Below are 17,868 nucleotides of genomic sequence, written 5' to 3'. Positions count from 1 at the left end.
CTCCGCGGCGCCCCCAGCAAGCAGCGTCGTCCTCGCAAGAAGTCACCCCATGGCCGACAAAGATCAGACGAACGAGACCGAGAAGCAGAAGGAAGGCGAGGAGGACAAGCCGCGCACGTGGCGCGGGCGGCTCGCCGCCTGGCTCGTGGACGCGCAGTTCGTCGCCTACACGACGCTCCTCGTCGTCCTGCTCATCCTCGGCTTCGTGTGGAACCGGATGTTCGTCACCATCCAGCCCGGCCACCATGGGGTCATGTACCGCTTCTTCGCGGGTGGCACCGTGACCGATCGGATCTGGGGTGAGGGCCTCCAGATCATCCCCCCGTGGGACAAGCTGACCATCTACGAGACCCGCCTCCAGCAGCAGACGCTGAAGTTCGACGTCCTCAGCGAGGAGGGCCTCAACCTGGGCGTCGAGACCTCGGTGCGCTACCGGCCGCGCCAGGACATGCTCGGCTTCCTGCACCAGGACATCGGCACCGACTACTTCGAGCGCATCGTCAAGCCGGAGGTCCAGGCCCACGTCCGGCGCGTCTTCGGCGGCCGCCCGGCCCAGGAGATCTACTCGAGCGCCCGCGACATCCTCCAGGAGCTCGGCCGCGTCCCCGAGCTCGGCCGCGTCGAGGACACCGACGCCGGCCTCGCCTCGCGCCCCTACGTCCAGATCCAGGAGCTGAAGCTCCTCGACGTCAAGCTCCCGGCCATCGTCGAGACGGCCATCGCCGACAAGTACCGCCAGGAGCAGCTCATGCTCGAGTACCGCTACAAGCTCGAGCGCGAGGAGAAGGAAGCCGAGAGGAAGCGCACCGAGGCCGCGGGCATCCGCGACTACAACCTCATCGCAGCGCGCATCTCGCCCGATCTCCTCCGCTGGAAGGGCGTCGACGCCACCCTGGAGCTGGCGAAGTCACCGAACACCAAGGTCGTGGTCCTCGGCGGAGGCCAGGGCAGCACCCCCGTGCTCCTGAACCTCGTCGACGCGCCCAGCAACCCCTCGGGCTCGAACCCTGCCGCCGATCCGAGCGCCGCTGACCAGGCCGGCTCCGCCACCTCTTCCACGGGCTCCAACCCCACCGCCTCCGCGCAGAACAGCACCGGCGCTGTGGTCGTGCCGCAGGGCCCGGCGCCCCAGGCGCAGGAGGTCCAGGGCGGAGCGCTGGCGCCGCCGAAGAATGCTTCCGAGCTTGCCAACCCGGGCGCCCGCCCGGCGCAGCAGCCTGGCCAGGGGAACACCCCTGGAGGCGGGCCGGCACCCCAGTCCTACCCGGCGCCTTGAGCGCGGTCGCCCCGGACCTGACGCCCTTCCCCCCGGAGAGCAAGCGGAGCCCCCGGTTCCGCCCCTCAGTTCCTGCCTGTCGCGTCTTCCCAGAGCCCGATCAGCCCCTGGATGGCTGCGCCGTCGAGCCGCGGCGGCTCGGCCAGCGGCACCTGGAACGAGATCCCGTAGCGGCGCAGGTGCACGAACGGGTTGCTGTACGAATCGAAGGCGCGGATCGACACGTCCGGGCTCGCGGGCCGGAAGCCGAACTCCATCGCCTTCTCCTGGATGGCCCGGCTCCTCAGGAAGTCGATCCACCGCTGCGCCGCCGCGCGCTCGTCCTTCCGGTCCGGATTGTCGGGCCACAGCATCACGATCGGGTGCTGGTTCACGATCGTGGGCTGCGGGTAGATGACCCGCATGTTGCGCATCACCTTCGCGTGCGCGTCGATCCGATCGAGCACCGAAAAGACGAGGTGCTCGTACGTGAGGATGCCGTCGAAGCGCCCCCCGCCCACGTTGAAGAGGGTCTCGGTGAGCAAACGGGCCGACCACAGCGGGTTGGGCAGGCCGCCCTCGCACCGCTGCAGCCACGTGCGCAGCTCCTGGTCCTGCTCCGTCAGGGCCTGCGTGAAGTCGTCACGCATGTGCTCCCCGGAGATGATGTGCTTCTCGGCCTCGGCGCCCCGCAGCACCTTGCCACTCACCGCGTCGGACGGGAGCGTGCGCTTGTCGGGGGGCAGCACGAAGTCGAAGGCCATCAGGTAGAGCGCCTCGAGCCCGGACGCCGAGCGCGTGGGCGAGGTGTGGCCGAACTTCACCCGGCCCCAGCTCTGGATCTCCTGCACCGTCGGGAACGCCGGCCGGTACTCCGGCTCGCCCTCCACGGGCGGCGTCGGCTCCGGCGCCTTGCGCCTTCCCCGCGGCGGCGGTGGGGGCGGGGGCGCGGGCGGCGGGATGAGCGGCTCGTACCAGTCGATCCAGCGCCCCGGCACCCGATCTTCCACGGCCACGTTGAAGGGCTCCGGCTCCCGCGGCACGAGCGTGCAGGTCATGTCCGCCCAGAGCCCGTTCTCGCCCTTCCGCTTGGCCCGGATGGCCTCCACCACCCGCAGCCGGTCCTCCCACATCAGCGCGACGAGCGGCGACCGCGCCACCGAGGTCTGCTCCTCCATGCGGAAGAGCACATCGTTCGATTGCATCTTCCAGTGGTGCTCCAGGTAGCGCAGTGCGAGTTCGTCCGCGGGCGCCCACAGCGTCGGCCTCGCCTCGTCCATCAGGATGACGTCGGCGGCCTCCAGGTCCTCCCTGGGCTCGATCTTCACCTGGATGTTGGGGCACACTGTCGAGAACCGCTCGGCGGCGTCCTCGATCCAGCGCTGCTTGTCGTCGCTGTACAGCATGCTGATGACGACCGGGATCCCGTTCCGCGCGGGCTCCCCGCAGATCTCCCGGTTCGTCTCGTTCATCACCTTCACGTCGACGAGACGCGGCGGCGTGCCGGCCAGCGGCTTGGACTCGCCTCCCCGCACCACCAGGAACACCCCGATCCCGAGCACCCCGAGCGTCGCCGCGAGCTTGCCGATCTGGCGCCCCAGCCCGCCGCTTTCACCCTCGGCCTTGGCCTCGGTCCCAGGTTCGGTCGCGTTCCCGGTCTCGGTCCCGGTCGGGTCGGTCTTCCCCGATTCTGTCGTCGCCTTCGTCACGGCCGCGATGATGACAGCAACCATTCATGGTGACAATCACGAACCAGAACCTCTGAGGCACGCGCGCACGCCCATCGACCCCGGAGGATCGTGACCGGATTCTCTGTGGATGATCGCGCGACCGCCCCCCTGACCATTCTATGTCGCAATGGCCTCGAAGCGGCCACTGTCACCCATTCGAGCGATGCCTCGCTCCCCCCGCGCCTCGCCTCGCTCCCCCCGCGCCTCCGCGAGCGCCTCTCCCAGCGCGCGTTCGAGGAGTGGGTTCTGCCGGATGGCCTCCGCGAGCGCGCCGCGCGCCTCCACGCGCGCCTCCGCGAGCGCCTCGGCCTCGGACGCGAGCCGCGCCTTTGCGAGGAGCAGTCTCCCCTTCACTGCCAGCGCGCTCGCCTGCCGCGGGTTCCGCGCGAGCGCCTGCGCCACCAGCCCGAGCCCCCGCCCGAGGAGCGCCTCGGCCTCCTCGCCGCGCACCGCGCCCCCTGCCCCCGCGTTCCCCCCTTCAAGGCCGAGCGCGCACCCCTCCGCCAGCAGCGCAAACGGCTCCGCGCTCGCGCGCTCCTCCGTGACCCAGGGCTCGATCCGCGCGCGCGCCTCCGCGAGCGCTGCCGCTGCCGAGCGCCGCCGCCCCATGGCCCACGCCGCCGCGCGCAGCTCCACCCTCGCCTGCCCCAGCGCGAACGCCATCACCCAGGGCGCCGCCTCCGCCGCCTGCGCAAACCGCTGCCGCCCGCGCGCGAGCGCCTCCCCCGGATCGCGCCCCTGCCGCCCCTGGAACTCCGCCTCGACGAGCGCCGCCTCCCCCTCCAGCGCGTACCCCGCCGTGCGGCCCTGCGCGCCTTCCCCGAGCTCCCGCGCGCCCTCCATCACCCGCGCGAGCGCCCCCCGCGGATCCCCGCCCGACGCGAGCGCGTGCCTCGCGAGCACGAGGTGCCCCTCCGCCTCCACCTCCGTCAAGCCGAACCACGCCCCGCTCAGCCCCCTGGCCGCCCTGAGCTCCTCGAACGCGCGCCCCACCAGCGCCTCCGGCGACGCGCCCGCGTCGAGCAGCGCCCGCGCCTCCTGCAGCAGCAGCGCCGCCCGCTTGTGGTGGGTCATCGCCACGCTCGCGCTGCGCGAAAGCCCGTCGTCGAGCAGGCGCATCGCCCTCTCCACCGCGGGCTGCACCGCCTCGCCGCGGGCGCCCGAGAGCGTCGCCTCCATCCCCAGCACCGTCGCCAGCGACTCGTACGCCGCACCGTGGCGCGGGAACTTCGCGATGGCCTCCTCGTACACCGCGGTCGCGCGCCGCACCGCCGGCCCCACGTCCCGCCCCTCGTACATCCCGAGCGCGATCTCGGCCCGCAGCGCCGTCCCCAGGGTCTTCCAGGCCTCCACGTCCTCGGGCCGCGCGGCCACCGCCTCCTCGGCGAACTGCACCGCCTCGCGCACCTCCTGCCGGGGCGCCTCCCGCGGCAGCGCGTCGACCCTCCCGTACACGTAGAGCGCGTGCAGGTTCGCCCGCGCCACGCGCGCCTCGGAGCTCGACCCGTCCGCGCGCACCGCCCGCGCGCACACCTCTCGCCCCCGCGCGAACGCCGGCTCTGACGACTCCCCCTGGAAGCGCGCCGCGAACATCGCCCGCGTCTCCAGCGCGCACAGCGACCGCAGGACCTCCGGGCTGCTCCGCGCCACGTCCTCGGCCGCCTCGAACGCCGCCCGCGCCTGCTCCATCCGTGCTGACATCGTGGGCCACCAGCCGGGGCGCCCCCCCGTCCAGTCGAGCAGCGCGAGCGAGGCGAGCGCATCCCCCTCCAGCCACTTCGCCTCGAACAGCAGCGGCGACCGCGTGAACGCCTCCACCGCCTTCACCCGCGCCTCCTCGAAGCGCTCCTCGTGCAGCGCGAGCAGCGCCTCCGCGTACTCGGGCGGCTCGAGCTGGGCTGGCGGCGCCGTCCGCAAGAGCGCGAGCCCTGGCTCCTTGTACCGGGCGTCCAGCGCCGCGTAGCGCGCCTTCCGTTCCGCCTCGTCGCCGATGTGCTCCGCCGCGCTGCGCAGCCGCAGGTGCAGCTTGAGGAGCGTCATCCCCAGCGCGTACCCCAGCTCCGCGGGCGCGTAGTCTGCGTCGCGCGCCGCCGTCAGGTGCTCCTCCGCCGCCACCAGATCCCCGAGCGAGAGCCTCCCCCGCCCGATCGCGTAGTGCAGCGGCCCCAGCGTCGCCCCCCGCGCCCCCCGCGCCTCCCGCGCCTCCGCGAGCCGCGCCTCCAGCCCCGCGAGCCGCTCCCGCACCATGGCCCGCTCCCGGTCCACGTCGTGCAGCGGCATCTGGTAGGCGCTGCGCATGAGCAGCTCCATCCCCGCCGCCTCCCGGCCCAGCTCCTGCGCGAGCTGCGCGTCCACCTCCCCCCCGCGCCGCACCCACCACGCCCCCGCCAGCGCCGCGAGCCCGAGCATCCCCACCAGCGCCCCCACCCACGAGGCGTTGTGCTGCCGGAGGCCCCTCCACACCCGCCTCACGGAGGACACCTGCCGCGCGCCCACCTCCTCCCCGTCGAGGAAGCGCTGCAGATCCTCGGACAGCGCCCGCGCCGACCCGTAGCGCTGCGCCGGATCGCGCGCGAGGCAGGTCATGGTGATCGCCTCCAGCGCTGGCGGCACCTGGCTCACCAGCTCCCGCAGCGGCGTCGGCTCCCGGCTCGCCACCTGCGCCAGGATCTTCCACGGCACGTCCCCCACGTACGGCGCGCGGCCGCTGATCATCTCGTACAGCGTCGCCCCCAGGCCGTACACGTCCGTGCGCGCGTCGATCGCGCCCCCTGCCACCTGCTCTGGCGCCATGTACGCCGGCGTCCCCGCGCCCCCGCCTCCCTGCGTCTCCGACCCGCTGTCCACCTCCCGCACCAGCCCGAAGTCCACCACGTACGGCTTGAGCGCGCCGCCCGGCTCCCCCTCCACCAGGATGTTCCCCGGCTTCAGATCGCGGTGCACCAGCCCTTGCCGGTGGGCCGCGTGCATCGCCGCGCTCACCGTCCGCAGGATCTGCACCTTCTCGTCGAGCGAGAGCTGCGCCTGCAGCTTCCCGAGCGGACCCCCTTCCACGAACTGCATGACGATGAACGGCTCCCCGTCCGCCTCACCCGCGTCGTACACCCGGCACACGTTCTCGTGGTGCACCCGCGCCTGCGCCCGCGCCTCCTTCAGCAGCCGCCGGTGCCGCACCGGGTCCCCGTACTTCAGCAGCTTGAGCGCCACCTCCCGCCGCAGCCGCGGATCGTGGGCCCTGTACACCACGCCCACCCCGCCCTCACCGAGCAGGCGGATGTCCTCGTACCGCGCCTGCAGCGACAGCGGCACCCGAGGCCACCCCGACGACTGCGCCGACGACCGTGCCACCGTCCCCGAGACGGGCGCCCCGCCCCCCGCCTGGACCGCGCCCGATGCCGGGATCGTGTCATCCAGCACGGCGTCGCTCGTGTCCGCACCCGGCCCTGGATCGGTCACCCGTCCAACCACCCTGCCCCCCATGACCCCAGGATAGTCCCGTTCATGCTGTCCAGGGACCCCCGAGCGCCGTCATGGAGCGGTCCGCTTCTAGTGAGCCAACCAACTTCCTGGCCCAGGGCGTCCATCCTGGAAAGACGGAATCATTTCCCATGGGCGCTCTACAAACCCCTGTTTTGCGTGTGCTGGCAACCCATTTCGCACGGCAGAGCCGTCTCGGGAGTGATGGGGGGACCACTCCCGAGGTATCGCTGCACCTCTCCCGAGAGGTCCGCGACCTGTCCGGAGGTATCGCTGCACCTCTCCCGAGAGGTCCGCGACCTGTCCGGAGAGATCGATGACCTGTCCGGAGGTATCGCTGCACCTCTCCCGAGAGGTCCGCGACCTGTCCGGAGAGATCGATGACCTGTCCGGAGAGATCAATGACCTCTCCCGAGATATCCCTCCACCTCTCCCGAGAGGTCCGCGACCTGTCCGGAGAGATCGATGACCTGTCCGGAGAGATCAATGACCTGTCCGGAGAGGTCGATGACCTGTCCGGAGAGATCAATGACCTCTCCCGAGATATCCCTCCACCTCTCCCGACTGGTCCTCGACCTCGCGGCGGCTGTCATGTCGGCATGACAGCGGGATGCGCGCGTGACACGGCACTGACGCGGCGCCGTGTCAGGGGTGGCGAGACCACGAGGCGCGGCACGTAAAAGTACCGCGAGCGCTGTCGACGTGCCTGCTGGAGAGCGCGGCACGCGGGTTGCCATGACCCGCACCGAACCCTCGTCGTCCCTCCGTTCACCTCCGCCAGGTGGCTCCCGTGCAAGGAGCGCCGTCGGGTGAAGCGGGGCGACGCCATCCATTCCACCTGAAGAGGCCCAGCATGCGCTCCACGCGACTCAGTGCTCTCCCGTTCGCCGTTCTCTCGATGGGCCTCGCCCTCGTCACTGGCTGCACCCCTCCAGAGTCGCCCGGAAGCAGCGACGGCGGGTCCACGCCCGGTAACCCGCAGCCGCCCTGCCCACCCGGTCAGGAGTGCGGCGTCGTCTACTGGTGCACCGCGCCCCTCCCTGAGCCGACGAGGAGCGTCCCCGATCCCGAACCGCTCCGGTTCTGCAACTACGACGTCATCAGCCAGGAACCGGGGTACCGCACGCTGTGCGGCGAGACGCAGCAAGGGGCCGACGACTTCTGCCTCTCGGAGTGCATGAAGGCCGGTGAACAGAATGGCTACACGATCGAGGAGACGACATTCCTCTGCCAGAACTCCGCGGCGGTCGCCGCTCTGTGGCCCGAGACCGACGACCCGATCCTCTGCACGCTCCCGAACAGCACGAACATCTCCTATACCTACGCGCCGGAGGACATGTGCCCCGCGATGGAGGGCGTCGATCCAGAGGCGGAGCCTCCGAGCATCCCCCCCGAGCAGGACCTACCCCACGTTTTCTGCCACGGGACGGCAGAGCCCACGGACCCGCACGGCGCCTCCTTCGACTTCAACGAGTACCTGATCTCCTACTGGCTGGAGACATGGGAACTCGATGCGTGGCACTACACGCCGTCTTACGTGCTGTCCGACACGAACTGTGGCTACAAGGTGTACAACATCCTGTACGAAGGTCTCGGCCTGAGCGACGACCAGATCTGCCAGACGATGTGCTCGGAGCACGTCGCCGCACTGGAGCTCGACGCAGAGAACCCGATCGATCCGGAGGCCGCGCGGATCCTCCACGACAACTGCGACAGCTTCGTGGCTGGCTCGCTGTGCTCGGCGGGCCCGGTGGTCCCGCAGCTCCTGGGTCCGGTCACCCAGCCGCTGACGCTGGTCGCGACCCTCGACATGGGCACGACCTACGTCACCACCACGTTCAGCGGGCAGATCAGCTACTCGACCTACGACTGCGCGCCGGGATCGACCCACTGCGCCATGGCGCTCGAAGGGCTGTCGCTGGATCTCGATGCGTCAGTGAGCGGGGTCTGGGCATCGAGCACTGGCAACACCTCGTTCTCCACGAGCGCTCTGAGCCTCGACGTCCCCCAGTCCACGACGGGCGAGTACTCGGTCGACAGCGGCGCCTTCGTCCTGCGCGACCACACCTTGTTCCTGGACGTGGACGGCGCCATCACCGTGGCCACGACGGGCAGCACCAGCAGCACCGTACCCGTGGACATCCAGACCACGAACACCGACGCGATCACGGGCACCATCGCGAGCGATGGCTCGGTCACCCTCTCAGGGTCCTTCGCCTTCGGTCCAGGCGTGACGCTCCACTTCGGCACCCCCGCCCCGCAGTGAGCAAGACCGGGCGCTGCTGAACGCAGCTCAGCGCTTGCCTCTGTGGCGAGGCGAGCGCTTGGAGGGCCGCGTTGCGGCCTGGGGTGGACGCAGAGCCGGGGACGTCGAGGGGAGCCACTGCTTGAGCCGAGGGATCATCGGTTCTTTGGTTTCTTCGGGCATATCATCGAACAGGCGCGCGCTAACTTCGGGGTTCTGCACGTCTGAGTCCGAGATGTGCTCACTCTCCATCATCTGGCGCATCCTGCTCTCTGGATACTCGCAAGAACGCAGTGTGGTTTCGTTGATGACGCTACGTCACCTCGGCTTCCACCTGGACATGTTCATGCCAAGATCGGGCGCATGACCCCACGTGTTTCGCTCAGGACCCTCAACCCTCCCACGATGCCGCCGGCGAAGGGCTACTCGCAGGTGGTCGTCGTCCCCCCTGGCGCCGCGCTGGTGTACGTCTCGGGCCAGATCGGGATGCGCCCCGACGGCACCCTGGAACCTGGCGGGTTCGCCGCGCAGGTGACGCGCGCCTTCACCAACCTCGCGGCGGCGCTGGAGGCGGCGGGCTCGAACCTGGCCCACATCGTCAAGCTCACCCACTACCTCACCGACGTCGACGCGCAGCTCGCCGAGGTGCGCTCCATCCGCGACAGGTTCCTCGACCCGACCGCGCCGCCCGCGAGCACCGCCGTGGAGGTGTCGCGGCTCGTCATCGAGGGCGTGCTCTACGAGGTCGACGCCGTGGCCTTCGTGCTGCCTGGCGCTCCCGGAGGCGCCGGGTAGGCGGTGAGCCCCTGGCTCAGGGCGCGCCGTCCTACGGCTCGCGGGAGCGGAGGCCGAAGCGCTCGATGCGGCGGACCAGCATGATGCGGGTGATGCCGAGCAGGCGCGCCGCTTCGGCGACGTTGCCGCGGGCGGCGGCGAGGGCGTCCTCGCACAGGGCGCGCTCCATGGGTTCGAGGGTGGCGAACCGCGCAGCGAAGGACATGCCCGGCACGGTCAGGAACGACGGGGAGAGCACGGCCCGGGAGACGGCGGGGCTCAGGTCGTCGAGCTCCACCAGCAGGCCCTCGGCCTGGATGGCGGCGCGCTCGATCTCGTTGCGCAGCTCGCGCACGTTGCCGGGCCAGGCGTAGGCCTGGAGGGCCTGGAGGGCCTGCGGCGCGAAGCCGTCGAGCCGCTTGCCGAGGTTCAGGGCGGCGGGGGCGAGGAAGACCTGGGCGAGGTGCGCGATGTCCTCGACGCGCTCGCGGAGCGGCGGCACCTCCACGTCGCCCACGTTGAGGCGGAAGAAGAGGTCCTCGCGGAACCGGCCCTCGGCGACCTCGCGGCGCAGGTCTCTCTGGGTGGCGGCGAAGACCCGCACGTCGACGCGCTGGGGCACGCCGGCGCCGAGGGGCAGGACCTCGCCCTCCTGCAGCACCCGCAGCACCTTGGCCTGGGCTGCAAGGCTCAGATCGCCGATCTCGTCGAGGAAGAGGCTGCCCCGGTGGGCGAGCGCGAAGCGGCCGCGCTTGTCGTGGGTGGCGCCGGGGAAGGCGCCCTGCACGTAGCCGAACAGCTCGCCCTCGATGGTGGTCTCGGGCATGACGGCGCAGTTGAGGGACACGAACGGGCGCTGCGCCCGGGGGGAGGCGGCGTGCATCGCGCGGGCGACGCGCTCCTTGCCGGTGCCGCTCTCGCCGCGGATGAGCATGTTGGTGCTGCCCGAGGCGCCGAACTTGCGGATCTGGGCCTTGAGCCGGAGCATGGGCGGGCTGTCGCCCAGAAGCTCGACGCGAGGGCTGTCGGGCGAGGAGCCCGCGGCCTCGGCGGCGGAGAGGGCGCGCTGGTGCTGCTGGGCGCTGTGGAGGGCCGCCGCGGTGAGGCGCGCGAGGGCGCCGAGGAAGTCGAGGTCCTCCTGGGCGAAGTGGGAGGCCTGGCTGCAGTGGTCCACGTAGAGGAAGCCGAAGAGGTGGCCACCCGCTTCGAGCGGCGCGCCCATGGCCGAGAGGATGCCCTGGGTGACCAGGGTGTGCGGGGCGCCGCGCTCGCGGGCGTCGCGGATGATCACCACCTCGCGGCGCACGAGGAGGGCCTGAAGGATGGCCCGGCTGACCACCACCTCGCCCTGGGGCGCACGGCCCTCGCGGGTGCGCAGCACCTGGCGCAGCGGCTCCTCGTCACCGCCCTCGCGCAGCGCCGCCAGGGCGCGCTCGCAGCCGAGCAGATCGAGCATGGCGTCGAGCATGCGGCCGAGCAACTCGTCGGGGTCGGAGAGGGCGCCGATGGCGCGCGTCACCTCGAAGAGCATCCGGAGGCGCCGGTCCGCGCCGGGAGGTTCGAGGGTATCCGGGGTGGGCAGGGGCTGGGCGTGGGCGATCTCGGCCCCTTCGCTCTCGGTGAAGGTGAGCTTCACCGGTCCGATCTGGATGACGTCGCCGTCCTTGAGCTGCCCGATGTCGGCGCGGATGCCGTTGAAGAACAGGCCGTTGGCGGAGCCGAGATCGCGCACGACCCAGCCGCCCTCGTCGTCGTGCTCGAAGCACGCATGCTGGCGCGAGACCTGCTGGTACGGGAGCAGGAGATCACTCGGAGCCAGGCGGCCGACGCAGAACCCCTCCCGGAGGAGGAGGGAGACGGCCACCTGGCCTGGCTCTCGGACGATCAAGTAAGGCATGAAGGTGCTTCCGTGCGGTCGAACGGCCTTGCCGTCCGCAGGGTACAACACGCAGCGTGCGCGGACATGCCTTGGACGGCGCAGCGCGGCAGGTGACCGTGCCGGGCTCGACCGTGGCGGCCACGGGCTGGTGCGCGAACATGCCGCACTCCCGCTTCCGGCCGGCGCCGCTACGCTCCGGGGATGCGCGTGGTCTCTCTGGTGTTCCTGGTGGCGTCCCTCCAGTCCCTCGCTTCCCTCGCTTCCCTCTCCGCCGCGGTGGGGTGCGGTCGTTCTTCGGAGAGCAGCCAGCCGGCAGCGCCGACCATCTCACCGACGGCAGAGCGGCGCACGGTGCGGGGGGTGGTGAAGGCGGTGCACGCCTCGCCGGCCTACGCGACCATCGCCCACGAGGACATCCCCGGTTACATGAAGGCGATGACCATGGACTTCGAGGTGGCGCGGCCCGCGCTGCTCGAAGGGGTGAAGGCGGGGGAGACGGTCACCTTCACGTTCGTGGAGTCGACGGACCGGCGGCTGGTGATCGAGGCCATCGAGGCGGCCAGGTAGCCAAGTAGCGGAGGGGGGAGGCCGCAGAGGGGGGAGGCCGCAGCGAGGACGCCAGCGACAGCGCCCCGTCACCCGTGGCGAGGCGTCCTGCCCAGAGGTACTGCGTGGCGGCTGGCGAGAGCGGTACGCGGGGAGTGGGGCCCCGTCGGGATTCACTCCCGACGGGGCGAGGGGACGCGAGTCCCCTCGTAGAGACTCAAAAGACTCAGGGGAAGGGGTAGTAGCAGACTTCGAGCTTGGGGCGCCGGGCCTGGGTCGCGTCCTCGGAGGAGCTGTAGAGCAGGCGGGTCGCGGCGCTGTCGAGGTAGACGCCGTTGTTCGCCGCGTCGCCGCTGACCCACTGCTGCACGATGGAGGCGAGGTTCACGGAGCGGGAGCCGCTCGACAGGCCCACGGCGAGGTTCGTGAGGGTGCCGAGGTTCGTGCCGCCGAGGCCCGCGGCGCCGATGGTGTTGTACACGCCGGTGGGCTCGGTCCAGGGGGCGAGGAGCTGGCGCACGGAGACCGACGCGTTGGGAGTGGCGGAGTACTTCTGGAACAGGGTGAGGTTGCTGGAGACGATCGTCCTCGTGTGGCCGATGAAGCTCAGGTCGAACTTGAGGATGGCGCGGGTGTCACCGAGGGTGGGGCGGTTGCCGGTGAGCAGCTCGGGGTAGTTCACCGCGCTGGTGTCGTTCGGGGTGCCGGGGGCGATGTAGCTGTCGGCGACGATGTTGTGGGGAGCGGCGAGGCCGTCCTGCACCGTGACGCAGCCGGAGGCGCACTGCGCGGGGGGGAGCACCACGTCGGCGGGGCAGGAGGTGGCGCTGCCGTTGCAGACCTCCTCGACGTCGCAGCCGTCGAGGGAGGGGCGGCAGACGGAGCCCGCGGCGCGCACGGAGCAGACGCCGTTCGTGGCGGCGCCGGCGGCCTGGCTACAGACCTGGCAGTCGTTCGCGTTGTTGCCGCCGCAGGCGCTGTTGCAGCACACGCCGTCGACGCAGAAGCCGCTCAGGCAGTCGACGTCGAAGGTGCAGACGGAGCCCTGGCCGTTGCCGACGGTGAAGCTGCCGGTCGCGGACGACTCGGCGAGGTTCACGGAGAAGTCGTTGGTGGCGTAGCCGCCGAACTTCGCCGAGAAGGACTGGAAGCCCTGGGGCGCGTTGGCGGGGACGAGCCAGTCGTAGACGAAGATGCCCTGCGCGTTGGCCTGGACCGTGGCGATGGCCGCGCTGCCGCCGTAGAAGGTCACGGTGCCGTCGGTGACCGGCTGGCCGTTCTGGCGCTGCACGCGGGCCGCGAGGTTGGCGTGGGTGCCAGGGCTGACCACGGCGCCGTTGCCCGAGACGATGATGGTCTGGGTGGGCGTGGCGTTGATGGTCGGCTGCTCGGGGATGTTGACGTTGTAGGTGACGGTCCGCTGCGCAGGGCCGCTGCTGGTGGCGTACGCGATGGTGGCCGTGATCGGGATGACCACGCTCCCGGGCTGGTTGGGCGCGAAGGTCACGCTCACCTGCGAGGCGGCCGACTCGTTCGGGTTGAGCGAGAAGGCGCTGTTCGTCTGGGTGAGGCTGGTGATGCCGGCCCAGGTGCCGCCGAGGGTGATGGTGTAGTTGTTGGCGGCGTAGCCGGTGTTGGTGACGTCGATGGTGAAGGTGCTGGTCTGCGCGATGGGCTGGATCGGCTGGACGATGCCGCTCGGGGGGCTGATCGACACCTCGACGTTGAGCGTGCCGTAGCAGGCCATGGCGATGGAGCTGTAGATGGAGGGGACGTCGGCCGCGTAGCCGGGCAGGTTCCAGCCCCCGTCGAGGTGGTTGTTGCCGGTGCCGCAGTAGTTGTTGGCGGGGGCGCACTGCTGCTGGGCGAGCCAGTCGATGCCGTCGAAGACCTCCTGGCTCTCGTCGGAGCGGACGCCCATCAGGCAGAGGCCGTAGAGGGCCTCGGCGGTGCTGAGCACGTTCTGACCGCCGAGCGCGGCGTCGCTCCAGCCCTGGCCAGGGTTGTGGCGGGCGATGAGGACGTCACGCATCTGGGCGAGCACCGGGTCGGTCACGGGGGTGCGGCCCGTGGAGGCGGCGCCGATGGCGGCGTAGGCGATGTCGAGGGTGGTCCAGCTATTGCCGGAGCGGACATACTGCGCTTCGAGGGAGTTCGCGAGCGAGCTGGCGAAGTTCTGGTAGGTGGTCTTCTGGGCCGGGGTGAGGGCCGAGTCGACCTCCACGAGGGTGTGCGCCGCGATGGCGAACTGCGCCGTCGGGATGATCCAGTTCGAGTCCGTCGGGAAGGAGTTGTGGTCCTGGGGGAAGTACTTGCTGCTGGTGTTGGCGTGCGCGAGGCCGTCGTTGCCGAAGGTGAAGGTGTAGGGGTTGCTCGCGGAGATGCCCCAGTCGACGCCCTGGCGGAGGTCGGAGAGGTAGGCGGTGCTGGTGTACTTGGTGTACCCGGCGAGGCCGAAGATGTTGTAGCCGGACTTGGAGAAGTCGTAGATGCCGCCGTGGGTCCAGCGGCCATCCGGCTGCTGCTCGCTGACCGCGACGTACTGGGCGAGCCAGCCCGTGCCATTGGCAGCGCTGGTGTTGACGTCGTAGCCGGTGTGCGCGGCGAGGGAGGCGCCATAGAGGGGAGCGCCGGCGCGGTGGCAGGCAGCGCAGCCGTTGGCCTGCACCCAGCTCACGGTGTCGGCGACGGTCCAGGTGACGCCCTTCTGGGCGACCGCATCGATCTGGGGGCCCGTGAGGCGCTGGCCGACCTCGCCCAGCTCCTCGTCGGCGAGCGAGCCCGCGGCCTCCGTCTCGTCGCCATTGTCCGTACACGCGGTGAATAGGCCGACGGCGGAGACCAGCAATGCCATCGTGGTGTTTCTGAGGATCATCGAAGCATTCCTTCCGGAAGACCGATCAAAAAAGCATAAAAGTGCCCGGGCCGCCCGCTGCAGGCCAGGCCATCGTCTGCCCGACCCTCGATGGTCGGGCGATAGCGGGGTCGGCCATTGCCGACGATTGGATTGATGTAGGTGTTGCTATCACGCCTGGTTCGCAAAACACAACGATGGTCAGGCACCAGCAGACATCGAAACCATTTCATCTCGAAATGGTGCAATGGCAAAACAGTCCAAGATACCACCGCGCCACCGCTCTCCACAAGCACGGCGTCGTCCGCGGGCGAGGAGCGCGCAATGGTGAGCGGGCAAAATCCTTCTTGGTATCACGGGCCGTGTGGTCTGCACAAGGCGTGTGCGCCACGCGGTGGTGCGTCACGCGGCGATGCGGCGCGCGACAGGGCGGCGACGGAAGAGATCCGGCGTGTGGCGGTCCGAGACGGGCGGCTGCGGAGGGTCAGGCGTGGAAGGCGGCGACGGAGCCGCCGCCGAGGTCGAGGATGGCCAGGGGGCGCGCGGTGCCCGGGGTGGTGAGGGCGCCGCGGAGGGCCATGTCGGCCTCAGAATACGCTACGAATGACGCCGCCGTCGGCGCGGACGGCGGCGCCATTGATGACGGCGGCGCGGGCGCTGGCGACGAAGGCCACGATGTCGGCGATCTCGTCGGGCGTCTCGAAGCGGCGCAGGAGCGAGGAGGGGCGGGCGGTGTTGAAGAAGTCGCGCTCGACGGCGGCGGTGTCGACGCCCTGCTGCTGGGCGAGGGAGTCGAGGAAGGTCTCGACGCCCTCGGAGCGGGTGGGGCCGGGGAGCACGGTGTTCACGGTGACGCGGGTGCCCACGGTGCGCTCGGCGAGGCCGCGGGCCAGGGCGGCCTGGGCGGTCTTGGTGACGCCGTAATGGATCATCTCCGCGGGGATCTGCACGGCAGACTCGCTGGAGATGAAGATGATGCGGCCCTCGCCCGCGGCGAGCATGCGGGGGAAGTGATGGCGGGAGAGGCGCACGCCGCTCATCAGGTTGACTTCGAGGTGCCGGAGCCACTCTTCGTCGCTGGTCTCCTCGAAGGGGAGCGGGTTGAAGACGGCGGCGTTGTTGACGAGGATGTCGAGGTCGGGGGCGGCGCGGAGCATGGCCTCGATGCCCTCGCGGGCGCCGACGTCGGCGGCAATGCCGTCGAGGCGCGCCTCGGGGTGCTCGGCCCGGATGGAGGCGATGGCCGCGTCGACGCGGGCCTGGGTCCTGCCGGAGAGCCAGACGTGGGCGCCCTCCGCGGCGAGGCGTCTGGCGATGGCGAAGCCGATGCCGGCAGTCGATCCGGTGACGAGCGCGCGCTTTCCTTGCAGTCCGAGATCCATGGGTGGTTCCTCCGGGCCGGAACGTCGACCAGCGCGGCGCGGGTGGCAAGCCGGGGCGTGCTGGAGGGCTCGCGCGCGGAGGACGGCTGGGCGGAGGACGGCTGGGCGGAGGACGGCTGGGCGGAGGACGGCTGGGCGGAGGACGGCTGGGCGGAGGACGGCTGGGCGAGCGTGATGCTCCTCGTCGGTTCAGCGACCGAACTTCTCTTCCATCCAGTCGAAGAAGTCCGCCTGCCACAGGGTGGATGCACCGAGCTGCGAATGCTCGGCGCCGCCTGAAGTGCGGTCGTACACCTTCGCCGTAACGCTCCGCGCGTTCACGAGCGCTCCCTTGTATTGCTCGAGTTGCTCGAGAGGGATGAACTGATCGTCGACGCCGGCGAACATGAGGACGTCCTGCCGGATGCGCACGGCTACGTTCTCAAGGGTGTACTGGGCGAGCGTATCGGCGACGTCCAAGGGTTTCGACTTGCCGAGCGTCCAGCGCCCATTCGCGAGCGACCACCCGAACCCCGGATCGACAGCCGACTTGAGAGCCGCCAGCCCTTCGACCCAGCTCTCGAGTCCGACACTGCGGAGAGTGTAGGCGATCGCGGCATCTTTTCTCGCAACCGCGCCTACGTCGAAGAAGGCATCGTACGAGACAACCCCATCGAAACGATCGTCGAACGCGGCGGCCCGCGGAGCGAGGTAGCCACCCAGGCTGAGCCCTACGAGGACGATCTTGTCGGGCCGCGCGTGCGTGTCGAGGAAGGTGTCCAGCACCGCCGACGTCGGCTTCTCCCACTCATGGGTGAAGGGGAGCCCTTGCTCCCGCAGCACGGAGCCCTGCCCCGGACCTTCGAACGTGAGCACTGCGTATCCACGCGCGCGCGCCGCCGCGGCGAGGAAAAAATAGAGTTCCTCCATCGTCGAGTCGTAACCGCCGCAGAACACGACGAGCGGACGATGGGCAGACGCGACGGCCGGGTAATAAACGGCGTTCAGATGGTGCGCGCCGAAGGGGATCGGGAATTTCTCGTACGGGATCCCGAGCGTGTCGAGGCCTTCGTAAAACGCCTTCGTGTTCCGCGCGAACGAGTCGGGTCGCCTGGGATCCTGAGGAGGCAAGAAGAACTCAGCCCTCAAGTAATACGTATGCGCGCGCAAGAGCGCCTGACCACGACTCTGCGGATCCTTCGTGGCCTGCGCGCGGGCGAGGTTGCGATCGCCGAGGGCCGTCCACGCGGTGTACCAACCCTGCGCATCACCCGCTCGAACCAGCGCCGTCGTCTCCAGCACTTCGGAGACGTCCGCCCCCTGGGCCGCGATGTGATTCAGCGCGCGAAGCGCCTGATGATGGTAGGTCTGGTCCACGAACAGACGCCCGAAGCCCTCGCCTGTGCGATGCGGGCGAAGGATGGCGAGCGCACCGAGCGTGATCATGACCGCTATCGGGGCTCCTGCCGCTCGACGCCGAGAACTCCACCAAAGCGCAGCGCCGATCGTCGGGATGGCCAGGAGGACCACCAGAGGAGGCGGGCGAAAGCACGCGGCGGCGACGCCCCAAAGCAACGCCGCGATCCACACGAAGGCACTCGCTGCCGCGCGAAGCCGCGACGTTCGTGTCGGAGTTGCGCCATCGTCGTTCTTCATTCGGGTTCTCTGACTTTAGGCTCTTCTGACGGATCTGTGGCGGAAGCGTAACAGTCGTCGTGGTCCTCCTCGGATGAGGGAGGCTCGTCGA

The 17,868-nt window shown here is 70.3% G+C and carries 12 protein-coding genes; 4 read left to right on the top strand and 8 right to left on the bottom strand.

The window, feature by feature from the left end; all coding sequences use genetic code 11:
• The first annotated feature begins 49 nt into the window (after window positions 1-49).
• Window positions 50-1,276 (top strand): prohibitin family protein, encoded by a 1,227-nt coding sequence (locus CAP_RS21945; protein WP_052375641.1) that lies wholly within the window; start codon window positions 50-52, stop codon window positions 1,274-1,276.
• A 65-nt stretch (window positions 1,277-1,341) separates the two neighbouring features.
• Here the strand turns inward: CAP_RS21945 and CAP_RS21940 are convergent, their stop codons facing one another.
• The 3 genes from CAP_RS21940 to CAP_RS21930 form a co-directional block, all read right to left on the bottom strand.
• Window positions 1,342-2,988, bottom strand: coding sequence for a type 2 periplasmic-binding domain-containing protein (locus tag CAP_RS21940; protein ID WP_044244245.1), 1,647 nt, complete (start codon window positions 2,986-2,988; stop codon window positions 1,342-1,344).
• Window positions 2,989-3,102: 114 nt separating this feature from the next.
• Window positions 3,103-6,465, bottom strand: a complete 3,363-nt coding sequence (locus CAP_RS21935) for a serine/threonine-protein kinase (RefSeq protein ID WP_081865137.1) — start codon at window positions 6,463-6,465, stop codon at window positions 3,103-3,105.
• Between the two features lie 395 nt (window positions 6,466-6,860).
• Complete coding sequence (locus CAP_RS21930; protein WP_044244244.1) at window positions 6,861-7,055, bottom strand: hypothetical protein; 195 nt, start codon at window positions 7,053-7,055, stop codon at window positions 6,861-6,863.
• 260 nt (window positions 7,056-7,315) lie between these two features.
• On the opposite strand from CAP_RS21930, the gene CAP_RS21925 reads away from it, so the two are divergent.
• Both CAP_RS21925 and CAP_RS21920 read left to right on the top strand, forming a co-directional pair.
• Complete coding sequence (locus CAP_RS21925) at window positions 7,316-8,728, top strand: hypothetical protein (protein ID WP_044244241.1); 1,413 nt, start codon at window positions 7,316-7,318, stop codon at window positions 8,726-8,728.
• 384 nt (window positions 8,729-9,112) lie between these two features.
• Window positions 9,113-9,502: a RidA family protein gene (locus CAP_RS21920; RefSeq protein WP_231511609.1), complete on the top strand. Its 390-nt coding sequence runs from the start codon at window positions 9,113-9,115 to the stop codon at window positions 9,500-9,502.
• A 31-nt stretch (window positions 9,503-9,533) separates the two neighbouring features.
• On the opposite strand, the gene CAP_RS21915 is transcribed toward CAP_RS21920, so the two are convergent.
• Window positions 9,534-11,378: a sigma-54-dependent Fis family transcriptional regulator gene (locus tag CAP_RS21915; protein ID WP_052375639.1), complete on the bottom strand. Its 1,845-nt coding sequence runs from the start codon at window positions 11,376-11,378 to the stop codon at window positions 9,534-9,536.
• Between the two features lie 183 nt (window positions 11,379-11,561).
• Between CAP_RS21915 and CAP_RS21910 the strand changes: the two genes are divergently transcribed.
• Window positions 11,562-11,927: a copper-binding protein gene (locus tag CAP_RS21910; RefSeq protein ID WP_044244237.1), complete on the top strand. Its 366-nt coding sequence runs from the start codon at window positions 11,562-11,564 to the stop codon at window positions 11,925-11,927.
• Between the two features lie 205 nt (window positions 11,928-12,132).
• On the opposite strand, the gene CAP_RS21905 is transcribed toward CAP_RS21910, so the two are convergent.
• The 4 genes from CAP_RS21905 to CAP_RS21895 all read right to left on the bottom strand — a co-directional run bounded on the left by CAP_RS21905 (window position 12,133) and on the right by CAP_RS21895 (window position 17,777).
• On the bottom strand, window positions 12,133-14,781 hold the full coding sequence (locus CAP_RS21905; protein ID WP_044244234.1) for a DNRLRE domain-containing protein: 2,649 nt from the start codon (window positions 14,779-14,781) through the stop codon (window positions 12,133-12,135).
• A gap of 463 nt (window positions 14,782-15,244) precedes the next feature.
• Window positions 15,245-15,340: a diol dehydratase reactivase ATPase-like domain-containing protein gene (locus tag CAP_RS53835; RefSeq protein WP_269324519.1), complete on the bottom strand. Its 96-nt coding sequence runs from the start codon at window positions 15,338-15,340 to the stop codon at window positions 15,245-15,247.
• Between the two features lie 7 nt (window positions 15,341-15,347).
• Window positions 15,348-16,142, bottom strand: coding sequence for an SDR family NAD(P)-dependent oxidoreductase (locus tag CAP_RS21900; protein WP_044244231.1), 795 nt, complete (start codon window positions 16,140-16,142; stop codon window positions 15,348-15,350).
• A 189-nt stretch (window positions 16,143-16,331) separates the two neighbouring features.
• Window positions 16,332-17,777 carry an alpha/beta hydrolase family protein gene (locus tag CAP_RS21895; protein ID WP_197041301.1) on the bottom strand — a complete coding sequence of 482 codons (1,446 nt, stop codon included), beginning with the start codon at window positions 17,775-17,777 and terminating at the stop codon, window positions 16,332-16,334.
• Window positions 17,778-17,868: the final 91 nt, after the last annotated feature.

The sequence above is a fragment of the Chondromyces apiculatus DSM 436 genome (genome assembly GCF_000601485.1).
GTDB classification, from domain to species: domain Bacteria; phylum Myxococcota_A; class Polyangia; order Polyangiales; family Polyangiaceae; genus Chondromyces; species Chondromyces apiculatus.
Note: the sequence above shows the minus strand (reverse complement) of the source record. Positions and strands in the feature narration are given on the sequence as shown.

Bases quoted from the DNA above. Each gene is read 5' to 3' on its own strand.
- CAP_RS21915 (WP_052375639.1), bottom strand. From the start codon at position 11,378: ATGCCTTACTTGATCGTCCGAGAGCCAGGCCAGGTGGCCGTCTCCCTC.
- CAP_RS21940 (WP_044244245.1), bottom strand. From the start codon at position 2,988: ATGGTTGCTGTCATCATCGCGGCCGTGACGAAGGCGACGACAGAATCG.
- CAP_RS21935 (WP_081865137.1), bottom strand. From the start codon at position 6,465: ATGGGGGGCAGGGTGGTTGGACGGGTGACCGATCCAGGGCCGGGTGCG.
- CAP_RS21925 (WP_044244241.1), top strand. From the start codon at position 7,316: ATGCGCTCCACGCGACTCAGTGCTCTCCCGTTCGCCGTTCTCTCGATG.
- CAP_RS21920 (WP_231511609.1), top strand. From the start codon at position 9,113: ATGCCGCCGGCGAAGGGCTACTCGCAGGTGGTCGTCGTCCCCCCTGGC.
- CAP_RS21930 (WP_044244244.1), bottom strand. From the start codon at position 7,055: ATGACAGCCGCCGCGAGGTCGAGGACCAGTCGGGAGAGGTGGAGGGAT.
- CAP_RS21895 (WP_197041301.1), bottom strand. From the start codon at position 17,777: ATGAAGAACGACGATGGCGCAACTCCGACACGAACGTCGCGGCTTCGC.
- CAP_RS21945 (WP_052375641.1), top strand. From the start codon at position 50: ATGGCCGACAAAGATCAGACGAACGAGACCGAGAAGCAGAAGGAAGGC.
- CAP_RS21900 (WP_044244231.1), bottom strand. From the start codon at position 16,142: ATGGATCTCGGACTGCAAGGAAAGCGCGCGCTCGTCACCGGATCGACT.
- CAP_RS53835 (WP_269324519.1), bottom strand. From the start codon at position 15,340: ATGGCCCTCCGCGGCGCCCTCACCACCCCGGGCACCGCGCGCCCCCTG.
- CAP_RS21910 (WP_044244237.1), top strand. From the start codon at position 11,562: ATGCGCGTGGTCTCTCTGGTGTTCCTGGTGGCGTCCCTCCAGTCCCTC.
- CAP_RS21905 (WP_044244234.1), bottom strand. From the start codon at position 14,781: ATGATCCTCAGAAACACCACGATGGCATTGCTGGTCTCCGCCGTCGGC.